Consider the following 13,002-nt stretch of genomic DNA (forward strand, 5'->3'; position numbering starts at 1 on the left):
TTGCGCGGCTTTCTATTTCTTCTTGATCACGCTGACCTTGCCGTCAGCCTCCAGGTACAGCGCCTTGACCTGGTCCAGCGAATCGAGGCCTTCCTCGCGGTATTTGGCTTCGAGCTCCTCGTCGGTGATCGATTCGCGCTGCATGTTTTCCCGCAGCTTGGCGCCATCGCGCACCAGCAGGACCTTGCGCGGGGCGGCAAAGCGCTGGAACGCCTCGAAATGGAAGGACAACAGGTCGATCAGCCGGTTCCAGGCGATCAGCGTGACCACCAGCAGCACGGCATCGGCGACGCTCTCGCCCTTGCCGGCCATGCCGTTCTGCGCCGCGTCGGCAACGATCACGATCACCAGCAGGTCGGCAATGCCCAGCGAGCCGACGTCGCGCCGCGCGACGAAGCGGAACAGCAGGAACAGCGCCCAGTACATCAGCGTGCCGCGCACGATGATCTCGAGCGGCGACAGGGTGAAGAGGAGGGCTTCGCGCCAGTCGAACGACAGGTCCATGCGCGAGACCCAGCAACTTCCAGACCACATTGCAACGCAGCCAGCTGTGGCGCCGGCGCCCCGCGCGACCCGGTAAGTCTTACAACCTCAGCGTATGGTTTGCCGCGCGGCCGGCCGTCAGCGCCCGGCCATGCAGGCTCACGGCTCAGTCCGCCTGGATGCCGAATTCCTTCACGACCTTGGTGTAGCGGGCGGTGTCGCTGGCGATCAGCCTGGCCAGCACCGCCGGCTCGCCGCCAGAAGGCGTGACCGCGATGGTGGCCATGCGCGCCACCACGTCGGGCATCTTCAGGATCTCGTTGACGTGCGCGTTGAGCGTGCGCACCACCTCGGCCGGCATGTTCTTCGGCCCCAGCAGCGCCTGCCAGGCGCCGATCTCGACATCCTTGTAGCCCAGCTCGGCCAGCGTCGGCACGTTGGGAGCGAACGGCGAGCGCTTCTGGTCGGCCACTGCCAGCGGCACCAGGCTGCCGTTGCCGACATACTGCGAGATCGCGCCGTAGGTGATGTAGGTGACCGGCACCTGGCCGCCGATCACGTCGACGATGGCGGGCGCCAGGCCACGGTACGGCACCTGGCTGATCTTGATGCCGGCGGACTTGTTGAACAGCTCGCCCATGATGTGCATCGGCGAGCCGTTGCCCGGGGTGGCATAGGTCTCGACCTTGCCGGCCTTGGCACGCGCCACCAGGTCGCTGACCCTGGTGATGCCGGTGCCCTTGTTGACCACCACGAACAGCGACTGCGTGCCGATCTGGCTGATCGGCGTGAAGTCCTGCTGCACATCGTAGCTGGCGCCGGTGCCGGCGCGCAGCACCAGCGGTGCGATCGCGACGGTGTTGGGCGCGAGCAGCAGCGTGTGGCCGTCCGGGTTGGCGCGCGCCACGTAGGCGCTGCCGATGGTGCCGGCGGCGCCGGTGCGGTTTTCCACCACCACGGATTGCTTCAGGCGCGGAGCCAGCTTCTCGGCCAGCATGCGCGCCAGCACGTCGACGTCGCCGCCGGCGGGGTAGGCGACGACGATGGTGACAGGCTTGCTCGGGTACGAGCCCTGGGCCAGCGCGCCGCCGGCGCCCAGCAGGGCGGCGGGTGCGAGCGTGGCGGCGGCCAGCGTGGCCAGGAGGTGTCGTCGTGCGGACTTCATGATCTTCATACCTCGGAAAAACCGGGCACCGGCCCGGGGGCGGTGCCGCGTTGGGTGGAACCCGGCGCGCGGCGCCGGCGGCTCGGATGGATCGGCGGACGGACTCAGAAGATGTGCTTGATGCCGAGCATCGAGCCCCACTGGTTCTCGCCCGGGCGCGGGGCGGAACCGGGCGAGCCGCCGCTGACCGACATGGCCAGCTGGCCGCCGTTGTTGATAAAGCCCGCGGTGGCATAGACCGAGGTGCGCTTGCTGAAACTGTAGGTCGCGCGCAGCGCGTACAGCATGGCCTGGTTGTCGCTGCCGTGGTAGTTCAGGAAGTACACCTGCCCGGCCAGGTTGACCGCCGGCGTGATGTCGTGCGACACGCCGGCGTAGTACAGGTCGCTGACCGGCGTCGGGCTGCCCTCGTTGTCGCGGCGGATCCAGCCGGCGCCGAGCTTGGTGTTCTTCAGCAGCATGAAGCCGCCCAGCGACAGGCGGTCGTCGGTCAGGTTGCTGCTGGTGAGGCCGCCGAAAGCGCCCGGACCGCCGCGCTGCGAGTCATAGGCCGCGATCACGCCCCAGCTTTTGTTGTCGTAGCCGACCATGGCCGACCATTGGCGGCACGCCTTCTTGTCGGCCGGGTTTTCGCCGGCGCAATTGGTCCCGGCGGGGCTGGGGCCGGCATTGACCGCGTCGCGCCCGAAGCTGTAGGAGGCGCCGACCACGAAGCCGCTGAAGTTGGCCTTGTACGCGACCGCGTTGTCGGCACGCGTATTGGGCAGGTAGTTGTCGAGCGAGCCCGAGCCGTAGACGTTGGGCCCGAGGATGTCGCTGTCGAGGATGGCCCAGAACAGCATCGTGTACTGGCGGCCGAACGACAGCTGGCCGTACGGATTGCTCAGGCCGACCAGCGCCTGACGCCCGAACAGGCGGCCACCCTGGTTGGCGCTGCCGCTGTCGGGCGAGAAGCCTGACTCCAGCACGAACAGGCCCTTCAGGCCGCCGCCCAGGTCTTCGGTGCCGCGGATGCCCCAGCGCGAGGGCACGGTGGCGGTGTTGTTGGGCACGCGCACCAGGCCGTCGCCATTGGCGCCGACATTGCTGACGTACTCGACGCCGCTGTCGATCACGCCGTACAGCGTGACCGACGATTGCGGCACTTGCGCCGAGGCCAGCAGGGGGGAGGCCGCAAGCAGCGCCGCGGCGGTTCGTGCAAGTTTCATCTACCGGTTTCCTTCCGTTTTCCGTCTTGTGGTGTTTTGGTCTTGTGCTCCGGTACCACTGCGATGGCGGCACTGGATGTCGTCTCGGTCTCTTTGTGTTTTATATATGAAACGTCAAACAACATAAGAAACGTTGAGCAAAATATAGCCGCGACTTTCCGGAAAATGTGAGGAGGGTTATCCCTAAAGCCGGGGCCCTGGATGACCGGGGCTGGCGTGGCGACGCCGTTTCCGGCTTGCCTATCGTTAACCCTGATGCCGTTGGCGATCAGGCAGCGCCTATCCTTCAATGGTTTTATTTAATAACTATTGTTTTATATATGGAACAAAATCAGCGCCCAACCTCCCCGGAACCGGCCCGTGACGTGCTGGACGCCCTTGAGCGCGGGTTTGCCCAGCGCGTGGCCCAGGTGGATGGCGGGCGCGTCGCCTACCGCTGCGGCGGCGGCGCCGGGCCGGTGGTGGTGCTGCTGCACGGCATCAGCTCCGGTGCGGCGTCGTGGCTGCCGTGCGCCAGCCTGCTGGCCGCGCATGCGCGCGTGATCGCCTGGGACGCGCCGGGCTACGGCGACTCTGCCCCGCTGGCGCAGGCGCGGCCGCTGGCCATGGACTATGCGCGGCGGCTCGAGGGCCTGCTGGCGACGCTCGGCGTGCAGCCGGCGCTGGTGGTGGGGCATTCCCTGGGCGCGCTGATGGCGGCCGCCTATGCCGCCACGGCGCGCCAGCTGCCGGGCCGCTTGCTGCTGCTGAGCGTGGCGCAAGGCTACGGCGCGGCCGGCAAGGAAGCGCAGGCCAGCGCGGTGGCCAGCCAGCGGCTGGAAGCGCTCGAGTCGCTCGGCGTCGACGGGCTGGCCCAGCGCGGCCCGACGCGGCTGCTCGGCGAAACGGCCGATGCGGGCGCCCAGGCCTGGGTGCGCTGGAACATGCGGCGGCTCAATCCTGACGGTTACCGCCAGGCCGTGGCAATGCTGTGCGGCGACGACATCGACGCCTACCTGGCGCGGCGCCCCCAACGGCTGCCGACGCAGATCGCCTGCGGCGGCCGCGATGTCGTCACCACGCCGCCCGCCTGCGCGGCCCTGGCCGAACGCTTCGGCCTGCCATTCACGCTGATCCCGGATGCGGGTCATGCCTGCTATATCGACCAGGCCGCCGCCACGGCGCGGCTGATCCGGTCCGTCCTGCCGGCCGGCGAGTGATTCCCGCGGCGGCGTCCTGCCGCCGAGGTTCCCGCACCGGCGGCTCCGCGCCGCCAGCCAATCTCCCCGGTCGCGGGTTAACCCCAGTCAATTTTTACGCCGTCGTTGTCTATAGTCGTACCTGTGTTCAATATCTAAACCAGTGTTTCATTAGTAAAACGTAGCGCGAAGGCTGGCAGACGGCACGGCGCGCACGCGGAACACGGTCCCCCTGCTGCAAGACATGGAGCCAAGCGCAATGGAAAGCCTCTCGTACAACCCGAACCTGGTGCCCTGGGAGCGTCCGGCGCCGAACAACGTCGCAGGCAAGGGCCATATCGAGCGACCCGGCAAGGTCGCCAACATCGTCTGGCAGACCCGCGCCGCCGCGCCGAGCGCGTACGAAAACGCGCTCGGCGACGCGCTCGAGGCCGCCTTCGAAGGCGGTGCGCAGGACCCGCAGGACATCGTGCGCGCGTTCAACGCCGCCGGCTTCCTCACCGTCGACAGCCAGCCCTGGACCGAAGCGCGCTTCCTGTCGGAAATGCGCCGCCTGGGCGCCTGAGCCCCAGCCGCCCCAGCACAGCGTCTTAGCGAGAACCACATGGAATCGAACAAGCAAGCCCGCGCCGAAGCCCGCCTGAACACCGGCCTGCGCAACTACTGGTACCCCGTCGCCGCCTCGTGGGCGGTGACCCATGCCCCGATCGGCATCACCCGCCTGAGCCAGAACATCGTGCTGTGGCGCGACGGCGCCGGCCAGGTGCACGCGCTGGAAGACCGCTGCCCGCACCGCGGCGCGCGCCTGTCGATGGGCTGGAACCTGGGCGACCGCGTCGCGTGCTGGTACCACGGCGTCGAAGTCGGCGGCGACGGCCAGGTCAAGAGCGTGCCGGCGGTGGAAAGCTGCCCGCTGGAAGGCCGCACCTGCGTGCGCAGCTACCCGGTGCAGGAGCGGGCCGGCGCGATCTTCCTGTGGTTCGGCGAGCAGGCCCCGCAGGGCGAAGGCAGCCCCGACGAACTGCGCCTGCCCGAGGAACTGGTCAGCGACGAGCACAGCCACTTCCTGTGCGTGGCGCACTGGGACTGCAACTACCGCTACGCCATCGACAACGTCATGGACCCGATGCACGGCGCCTACCTGCACGCGGTGTCGCATTCGATGGCCTCGGGCGAGAAGTCCGCGGTGATGCAGATCCGCGAGACCGAGCACGGCCTGGTGTTCGAGAAGACCGGCCAGCGCGGCGTCAACTTTGACTGGGTGGAATTCGGCGAGACCGGCACGCTGTGGCTGCGCCTGGCGATCCCGTACCGCGCCAAGGTCGGCCCGGGCGGCCCGTTCGGCATTGTCGGCATGGCCACGCCGGTGGACGAGGACCACTGCATGGTGTTCTTCTGGCGCACCCGCCACGTGCAGGGCTGGGAGCGCGACGTGTGGCGCTTCCTGTATCGCAACCGCCTGGAGCAGCTGCACTGGGACGTGCTCGAGCAGGACCGCGTGGTGCTTGAAATGATGGCGCCGAATGCGCGCGACCACGAGATGCTGTACCAGCACGATGCCGGCATCACGCGCGTGCGCCGGCTGCTCAAGCGCCGCGCCGAGCAGGAAGTCGCCGACGAGCCGGTGGCCGTGCTGAAACCGGCGCAAGCCTCGGGAGCCGCCAGCCATGCCTGAGGCCATCCGGAACAACACGCTGCTGGCCGGCCGCAAGGTGCTGGTCACCGGCGCCGCGCGCGGCCTGGGCCTGGCCTTCGCCACGTCGCTGGCCGAAGCCGGCGCCAGCGTGGCGATGGCCGACATCCTGGCCGAGCGCCTGCAGCAGGAGGCCGACGCGCTGCGCGCCCGCGGCCTGAAGGTGGTGCCGGTCACGCTGGACCTGTCGGATCCCGCCTCGGTGCAGGCTTGCGCCGACGCCGCGGTGAAGGCCCTCGGCGGCCTCGACGGCCTGGTCAACAACGCCGCCGTAACTGATTCGGGCGGCCGCGACGCCGGCGCCATCGATATCGCCACCTGGGACCGCGTGATGAACGTCAACGTGCGCGGCACCTGGCTGATGACCGCGGCGTGCCTGCCGGCGCTGCGCGCCAGCGGCCGTGGCGCGGTGGTCAACCTGGCCTCGGACACGCCGCTGTGGGGCGCGCCCAACCTGCTGGCCTACGTCGCCAGCAAGAGCGCCATCATCGGCATGACCCGCTCGCTGGCGCGCGAGCTGGGCCGCGACCAGATCACGGTAAACGCCGTGGCGCCGGGCCTGACCCTGGTCGAGGCCACCGAATACGTGCCCCAGCACCGGCACGACCTGTACCGCGAGCAACGCGCGATCCAGCGCGAGCAGCTGCCCGACGACGTCTGCGGCGCGGTGCTGTTCGCCCTGTCCGACCTTGCCCGCTTCGTGACCGGCCAGACCCTGGCGGTCAACGGCGGCTTTGTCATGCACTGATCCACCGATCCACCGAAGCCACATCCAAGCAGAAGGAATTCAAATGAGCGATCTTTCCCAACAGCAAAACATCAAGCGTTCCTGGGACCAGCCGGACGGCGCCTCGTTCGACCAGTGGATGGAAAGCCGCGTCGCGCGCTTCTCCACGCGCAAGTACGACTGGGACGCGCTGAAGTTCCAGGCCGACTACGACCCCAAGTACCGCCGCGCGCAGATGCGCTACCTGGGCACCGGCGGCACCGGCGTGGCCGCCGACACCAACACCGTGCCGAGCGAGCACTTCACCTTTTCCACCATGGTGATTCCTGCCGGCCATGAAGGCCCGTCGCACCTGCACACCGACGTGGAAGAGGTGTTCTTCATCCTGCGCGGCAAGGTCAAGCTGATCCTGGAAAAGGACGGCGAGCGCTTCGAGACCATCCTGACCGAGCGCGACCTGGTGTCGGTGCCACCGGGCGTGTACCGCGAGGAAATCAACATCGGCGACGAAGACGTGCTGATGTGCGTGATGCTCGGCGCCCAAAAGCCGATCACGCCGACCTACCCGCCCGAGCACCCGCTGGCGCAGATCAAGCGCTGATGCGCCATCGGCCCGGCCGCACGCACTGACTTATGAGCACCCACGCCATCCCGACCACGCCCGCCGCCAGCGAGACCCCGGACAAGTACATCGTCCCGGGGCTGGAGCGCGGCCTGCGCCTGCTCGGCGAGTTCAGCAGCAAGGACCGCGCGATGTCGGCAGCGGAACTGGCGCGCCGCCTGAAGGTGCCGCGCTCGACCGTGTTCCGCCTGCTGGCCACGCTGGAAATGCTGGGCTTCGTCGAGCGCGCCGACGGCGGCCGCGATTTCCGGCTGGGCATGGCGGTGCTGCGGCTCGGCTTCGAGTACCTGGCGTCGCTGGAGCTGACCGAGCTGGGCCGCCCGCTGCTCGAGCGCCTGCGCGACGAGATCGGCTACCCCACCAACCTGGTGGTGCGCGACGGCCGTTCCATCGTCTATGTGGCCAAGGCGGTGTCGCCGCGGCCCTTTGCCAGCTCGGTCAATGTCGGCACGCGCCTGCCCGCGCATGCCACCGTGCTGGGCCGCGTGCTGCTGGAAGACCTGTCGCTGGCGGAGCTGCGCGCGCTGTATCCGGAGGCACAGCTCGAAGTGTTCTCCGACAGCACGCCGCGCACGACCGATGCGCTGTTCGCCATCGTCCAGCGCGACCGCGAGCGCGGCTACGTGCTGCAGGAAGGCTTTTTCGAATCGAGCATCTCGACCATCGCGGCGCCGGTGCGCGACCGCACCGGCAAGGTGGTGGCGGCGCTGGGCGCAACCATCCCCGCCGCGCATATCGATCCGGAGCAGCTGGACGCGATGGTGGAGCAAGTCAGGGATTGCGCGGGCGAGCTGTCGCGCCTGCTCGACTACCGGCCGTCGCTGCACAGCGCAGGCAAGGTCGTCAATCTGTATCGGGAGTGAGGACAATGTCCATGATTGATCTCGGCGGCAAGGTTGCCGTCGTTACCGGCGGGTCCTCCGGCATCGGGCTGGCGACCGTCGAACTGCTGCTCGAAGCGGGCGCCGCGGTGGCCCTGTGCGGCCGTGACGAAAACCGCCTGCGCAGCGCCGAAGCGCAGCTGCGCGGGCAGTTCCCCGGGTGCCGGCTCTACGCCGCCCCCTGCGACGTGCTCAGGCCGGAGCAGGTCGCCGCCTTTGCCGCCGACGTGCAAGCCACGCTGGGCAACGTCGACATGCTGGTCAACAACGCCGGCCAGGGCCGTGTCTCCACCTTTGCCAATACCGAGGACGCGGCCTGGATGGACGAGCTGCAGCTGAAGTTCTTCTCGGTGATCCACCCCACGCGCGCGTTCCTGCCGCAGCTGGAGCAGTCGGGGCAGGGCGCCATCGTCTGCGTCAACTCGCTGCTGGCGCAGCAGCCCGAGCCGCACATGGTGGCGACCTCCGCCGCGCGTGCCGGCGTGCTCAACCTGGTGCGCTCGATGGCCACCGAGTTCGCGCCCAAAGGTGTCCGCGTCAACGGCATCCTGATCGGACTGGTCGAGTCGGGCCAGTGGCGCCGCCGCTTCGAGGCGCGCCCCGAAGAAGACCGTCACCTGGACTGGGCCGCGTGGACCGCGCGCCTGGCCCGGCAGAAACATATTCCCCTTGGCCGCCTGGGCCTGCCTGTCGAGGCAGCCCGCGCCATCCTGTTCCTTGCCTCGCCGTTGTCTTCGTACACCACGGGCAGCCATATCGATATCTCCGGAGGACACTCCCGTCATGCCTAATCAACAACCGTACGAACAGCAGCAGGTCACCGTCGGCTGCGCCATCACGGCGTTTCTCGAACAGTGCGGCGTCAAGGCCGCGTTCGGCGTGATCTCGATCCACAACATGCCGATCCTCGACGCCATGGGCGAGCGCGGCAAGATCCGCTTCGTGCCGGCGCGCGGCGAAGCGGGCGGCACCAACATGGCCGACGCCTACGCCCGCACCACCGGTGGCCTGGGCGTGTGCCTGACCAGCACCGGCACCGCCGCGGGCAACGCCGCCGGCGCCATGGTCGAGGCGCTGACCGCCGGCACGCCGATGCTGCATATCACCGGCCAGATCGAGACCCCGTACCTGGACCAGAGCCTGGCCTACATCCACGAAGCGCCGGACCAGCTCACCATGCTGAAGGCCGTGTCGAAGGCCGCCTTCCGCATCCGCAGCGCGGACACCGCGCTCAGCACCATCAAGCTGGCGGTGCAGACCGCGCTGACGGCGCCGACCGGCCCGGTCAGCGTGGAGATCCCCATCGACATCCAGGCCGCGCTGATCGACCTGCCGGCCGACCTGCAGCCGCTGCCGGTGCCGCAGCACGTGCCGTCGGCGCACGCGCTGGACGCGCTGGCCGAGCGCCTGGTGCAGGCGAAGCGTCCGCTGCTGTGGCTGGGCGGCGGCGCGCGCCATGCCAGCAAGCAGGTGCAGCGCCTGCTCGACCTGGGCTTCGGCGTGGTCACCAGCACCCAGGGCCGCGGCATCGTGCCGGAGGACGATCCGCGCTCGTTGGGCGCGTTCAACCTGCACAAGCCGGTCGAGGCCTTCTACCAGAGCTGCGACGCGATGCTGGTGGTGGGCTCGCGCCTGCGCGGCAATGAAACCCTCAAGTACGAACTGAAGCTGCCGCGCCCGCTGCTGCGCATCGACGCCGATCCCGCCGCCGAAGGCCGCTGCTATATGAGCGACTACTTCGTCAGCGGTGATGCCGCGCTGGCGCTGGATGCGCTGGCCGACCGGCTCGAGCAGCGCATGCAGGTCGACCCGGCCTTCGCCGCCGACCTGCGCCGCGCGCACGACATCGCGGTCAACAGCCTGATCGACGGCCTGGGCCCGTATTCGGCGCTGGTGCAGGCGCTGCAGGGCGCGGTCGGGCGCAACTTCAACTGGGTGCGCGACGTGACCGTGTCGAACAGCACCTGGGGCAACCGCCAGCTGCGCATTTTCGATTCGCGTGCCGGCGTGCATGCGCTGGGCGGCGGCATCGGCCAGGGCCTGGCGATGGGCATCGGCGCCGCGATCGGCGCCGCGGCCACGGGCTCGGGCAAGAAGACCTTCACGCTGGCCGGCGACGGCGGCTTCATCCTGAACCTCGGCGAGCTGGCCACCGCGGTGCAGGAACGCGCTGACATGGTGATCGTGCTGATGAACGACAAGGGCTACGGCGTGATCAAGAACATCCAGGACGCGCAGTACGGCGGCCGCCGCCACTATGTGGACCTGCATACGCCGGACTACGCCACGCTGGCGAAGTCGCTGTCGCTGCGCCACGCGCGCGTCAGCAACCTGGCCGAGGTCGGCGCCGCGCTCCAGGCGGCCACGGCCGAGTCGGGCCCGTTCCTGCTGGAGATCGACATGCTGTCGATCGGCTCCTTCAAGACCATCTTCGCCGGCCCCCCGGTGAACAAGGACAACGAAGAGCCGGCGCGCGAACAAACCACTGTCACCGCCTGAGGGAGAGCCGCGATGCTGCATGTGTCCATGGTTGGCTGCGGCGCGATCGGCCGCGGCGTGCTGGAATTGCTCAAGAGCGATCCGGACGTGGTGTTTGACGTGGTGATCGTGCCGGAGCACACGATGGATGAGGCCCGCGGCGCGGTCTCCGCGCTGGCGCCCCGCGCCCGCGTCGCCACGCACCTGGACGATCAGCGCCCCGACCTGCTGGTCGAGTGCGCCGGCCACCATGCGCTGGAAGAGCATATCGTGCCGGCGCTGGAGCGCGGCATCCCGTGCATGGTGGTGTCGGTGGGCGCGCTGTCCGAACCCGGCATGGCCGAGCGGCTGGAAGCAGCGGCGCGTCGCGGCGGCACGCAGGTGCAGCTGCTGTCCGGCGCGATCGGCGCCATCGACGCGCTCGCCGCGGCCCGCGTCGGCGGGCTGGACGAAGTCATCTACACCGGCCGCAAGCCGGCGCGTGCGTGGACCGGCACGCCGGCCGAGCAGCTGTTCGAGCTGGACGCCCTGACCGAGACCACGGTGATCTTCGAAGGCAGCGCGCGCGACGCGGCGCGCCTGTACCCGAAGAACGCCAACGTCGCCGCCACGGTGTCGCTGGCCGGCCTGGGTCTCGATCGTACTTCGGTGAAGCTGCTGGCCGATCCGCATGCGGTGGAGAACGTGCATCACGTGGAAGCGCGCGGGGCGTTCGGCGGGTTTGAGCTGACCATGCGCGGCAAGCCGCTGGCGGCGAATCCGAAGACCTCGGCGCTGACGGTGTTCAGCGTGGTGCGGGCGCTGGGGAACCGGGCGCACGCGGTATCGATTTAAGGGCGCCAATCCATGCTGCCGGTTTGCTCCCCTCTCCCGCGAGCGGGAGAGGGGCCGGGGGTGAGGGCCGGCGTGTGCCAAGGACGAGGCGCTGAACTCCGTGAAAAGCGCTCGCCCTCACCCCCACCCCTCTCCCGCAAGCGGGAGAGGGGAGTCCCGCCGCAGCATCGGTGAGGGCATCGCAGCGAGATAAAGCAGTAAAGCCGGCAGCGGCCACGACAGACATAGCAGGCAACGACATGAACCGACAAGAAGTCCTTCCCATCTGCATCGCCGGCGAATGGCGCCTCGGCACCGGCGACCGCTACGGCACGCGCTACCCCGCCACCGGCGAGGTCGTGGCCGAACTGAACGCTGCCAGCCTGGCTGACGTGGAAGAAGCGGTGCAGGGCGCGCAGCGCGCCTTCGAAACCAGCGGCTGGGCCCAGCGCAAGCCGCACGAGCGTGCCGCCGTGCTGTACCGCGTGGCCGAGCTGATCCGCGCCAAGGGCGAGCAACTGGCGCAGCGCCAGCGCCTGGACAACGGCAAGCCCATCAGCGAGACGCGCGCGCTGGTTGCCAGTGCCGCCGGCACTTTCCAGTTCTTTGCCGCCGCCTGCGAAACGCTGGAAGAAACCATCACCCCGCAACGCGGCGACTGCCTGACCATGAGCGTCTACGAACCGATGGGCGTGGTCGCGGCGATCACGCCGTGGAACTCGCCGATCGCCAGCGAGGCGCAGAAGATGGCGCCCGCGCTTGCCGCCGGCAATGCCGTGGTGGTCAAGCCTGCCGAAGTCACGCCGCTGATGGCGCTGGAACTGGCGCGCATCTGCGAGGAAGCCGGCGTGCCCAGGGGGCTGGTCAGCGTGCTGCCGGGCAAGGGCTCGGTGATCGGCGACGCCATCACCAAGCATCCGCTGGTGCGCCGCGTGTCGTTCACCGGCGGCACCACCACCGGCAAGCACATCGCGCATATCGCCGCCGACAAGATGATGCCGGTGTCGCTGGAGCTGGGCGGCAAGTCGCCGACCATGGTGTTCGACGATGCCGACCTCGACCACGCGGTCAACGGCGTGCTGTACGGCATCTTCAGCTCGTCGGGAGAATCGTGCATCGCCGGCTCGCGCCTGTTCGTGGCGCGTTCGCAGTACGAGGCCTTTATCGACCGGCTGGCGCACGGCGCCGCGCAGCTGCGCGTGGGCGACCCGGCCGACGAGCGCACACAGATGGGGCCGCTTATCACTGACCGCCATCGCGATTCGATCGAGTCGTATGTCGCGAGCGGCGTGCACGAAGGCGGGCAACTTCGCACCGGCGGCCTGCGCCCCAACGTGGCCGGCCTGCCCAATGGCTACTTCTACACGCCCACCATCATCGAAGGCCTGGATAACAACGCCCGCATCTGCCAGGAAGAAATCTTCGGCCCGGTGCTGGTGGCGATCCCCTTCGACGACGAGGACGACCTGATCGAACAGGCCAACGACAGCGTCTACGCGCTGGCCGCCGGCATCTGGACGCGCGACTACAAGCGCGCCTGGCGCGTGGCACGTGCCGTGCAGGCGGGCAACGTGTGGATCAACACCTACAAGCAGTTCTCGATCGCGACGCCGTTCGGCGGCTGGCGCGACAGCGGCCTGGGCCGCGAGAAGGGACGGCTGGGCATCCTGCAGTACATGGAGCAGAAAAGCGTGTACTGGGGCCTGAACGAACAACCGCTGCCGTGGGCCAACCACTGAACCCGGCAGGCTGGA

13 protein-coding genes are annotated in these 13,002 nt (G+C 68.8%); 10 read left to right on the forward strand and 3 right to left on the reverse strand.

The features are described from left to right. Window positions 1–12: 12 nt before the first annotated feature. The 3 genes from CBM2586_RS19915 to CBM2586_RS19925 form a co-directional block, all read right to left on the reverse strand. Window positions 13–504 (reverse strand): DUF421 domain-containing protein, encoded by a 492-nt coding sequence (locus tag CBM2586_RS19915; RefSeq protein ID WP_115665268.1) that lies wholly within the window; start codon window positions 502–504, stop codon window positions 13–15. Window positions 505–649: 145 nt separating this feature from the next. Then, window positions 650–1,648, reverse strand: a complete 999-nt coding sequence (locus CBM2586_RS19920) for a Bug family tripartite tricarboxylate transporter substrate binding protein (RefSeq protein ID WP_115666476.1) — start codon at window positions 1,646–1,648, stop codon at window positions 650–652. A 104-nt stretch (window positions 1,649–1,752) separates the two neighbouring features. After that, window positions 1,753–2,856: a porin gene (locus tag CBM2586_RS19925; protein WP_115689380.1), complete on the reverse strand. Its 1,104-nt coding sequence runs from the start codon at window positions 2,854–2,856 to the stop codon at window positions 1,753–1,755. Window positions 2,857–3,176: 320 nt separating this feature from the next. Between CBM2586_RS19925 and CBM2586_RS19930 the strand changes: the two genes are divergently transcribed. From CBM2586_RS19930 to CBM2586_RS19975, 10 genes are all read left to right on the forward strand, one after another. Next, complete coding sequence (locus tag CBM2586_RS19930) at window positions 3,177–4,055, forward strand: alpha/beta fold hydrolase (protein ID WP_115689382.1); 879 nt, start codon at window positions 3,177–3,179, stop codon at window positions 4,053–4,055. Window positions 4,056–4,293: 238 nt separating this feature from the next. Beyond that, a complete protein-coding gene (locus tag CBM2586_RS19935; protein WP_231942618.1) occupies window positions 4,294–4,599 on the forward strand; it encodes a recombinase-like helix-turn-helix domain-containing protein in 306 nt (101 codons plus the stop codon). Window positions 4,600–4,638: 39 nt separating this feature from the next. Then, the gene (locus tag CBM2586_RS19940) at window positions 4,639–5,709 is read left to right on the forward strand and encodes an aromatic ring-hydroxylating oxygenase subunit alpha (RefSeq protein WP_115665264.1); all 1,071 of its coding nucleotides are present in this window, start codon (window positions 4,639–4,641) and stop codon (window positions 5,707–5,709) included. After that, a complete protein-coding gene (locus CBM2586_RS19945; RefSeq protein WP_115665263.1) occupies window positions 5,702–6,475 on the forward strand; it encodes an SDR family oxidoreductase in 774 nt (257 codons plus the stop codon). Before CBM2586_RS19940 ends, CBM2586_RS19945 begins: the two co-directional genes overlap by 8 nt. Before the next feature lie 43 nt (window positions 6,476–6,518). Continuing rightward, window positions 6,519–7,055: a cupin domain-containing protein gene (locus CBM2586_RS19950; protein WP_115665262.1), complete on the forward strand. Its 537-nt coding sequence runs from the start codon at window positions 6,519–6,521 to the stop codon at window positions 7,053–7,055. A gap of 32 nt (window positions 7,056–7,087) precedes the next feature. Beyond that, complete coding sequence (locus CBM2586_RS19955; RefSeq protein WP_115689384.1) at window positions 7,088–7,939, forward strand: IclR family transcriptional regulator; 852 nt, start codon at window positions 7,088–7,090, stop codon at window positions 7,937–7,939. A gap of 5 nt (window positions 7,940–7,944) precedes the next feature. Then, window positions 7,945–8,748 carry an SDR family oxidoreductase gene (locus CBM2586_RS19960; RefSeq protein ID WP_115689386.1) on the forward strand — a complete coding sequence of 268 codons (804 nt, stop codon included), beginning with the start codon at window positions 7,945–7,947 and terminating at the stop codon, window positions 8,746–8,748. Beyond that, window positions 8,741–10,456 carry a thiamine pyrophosphate-binding protein gene (locus CBM2586_RS19965; protein WP_115689388.1) on the forward strand — a complete coding sequence of 572 codons (1,716 nt, stop codon included), beginning with the start codon at window positions 8,741–8,743 and terminating at the stop codon, window positions 10,454–10,456. Before CBM2586_RS19960 ends, CBM2586_RS19965 begins: the two co-directional genes overlap by 8 nt. A gap of 12 nt (window positions 10,457–10,468) precedes the next feature. Then, on the forward strand, window positions 10,469–11,269 hold the full coding sequence (locus tag CBM2586_RS19970) for an aspartate dehydrogenase (RefSeq protein WP_115665258.1): 801 nt from the start codon (window positions 10,469–10,471) through the stop codon (window positions 11,267–11,269). 239 nt (window positions 11,270–11,508) lie between these two features. Beyond that, window positions 11,509–12,987: an aldehyde dehydrogenase gene (locus CBM2586_RS19975; RefSeq protein ID WP_115689390.1), complete on the forward strand. Its 1,479-nt coding sequence runs from the start codon at window positions 11,509–11,511 to the stop codon at window positions 12,985–12,987. Window positions 12,988–13,002: the final 15 nt, after the last annotated feature.

Source organism: Cupriavidus taiwanensis (genome assembly GCF_900250115.1).
GTDB lineage: Bacteria > Pseudomonadota > Gammaproteobacteria > Burkholderiales > Burkholderiaceae > Cupriavidus > Cupriavidus taiwanensis_B.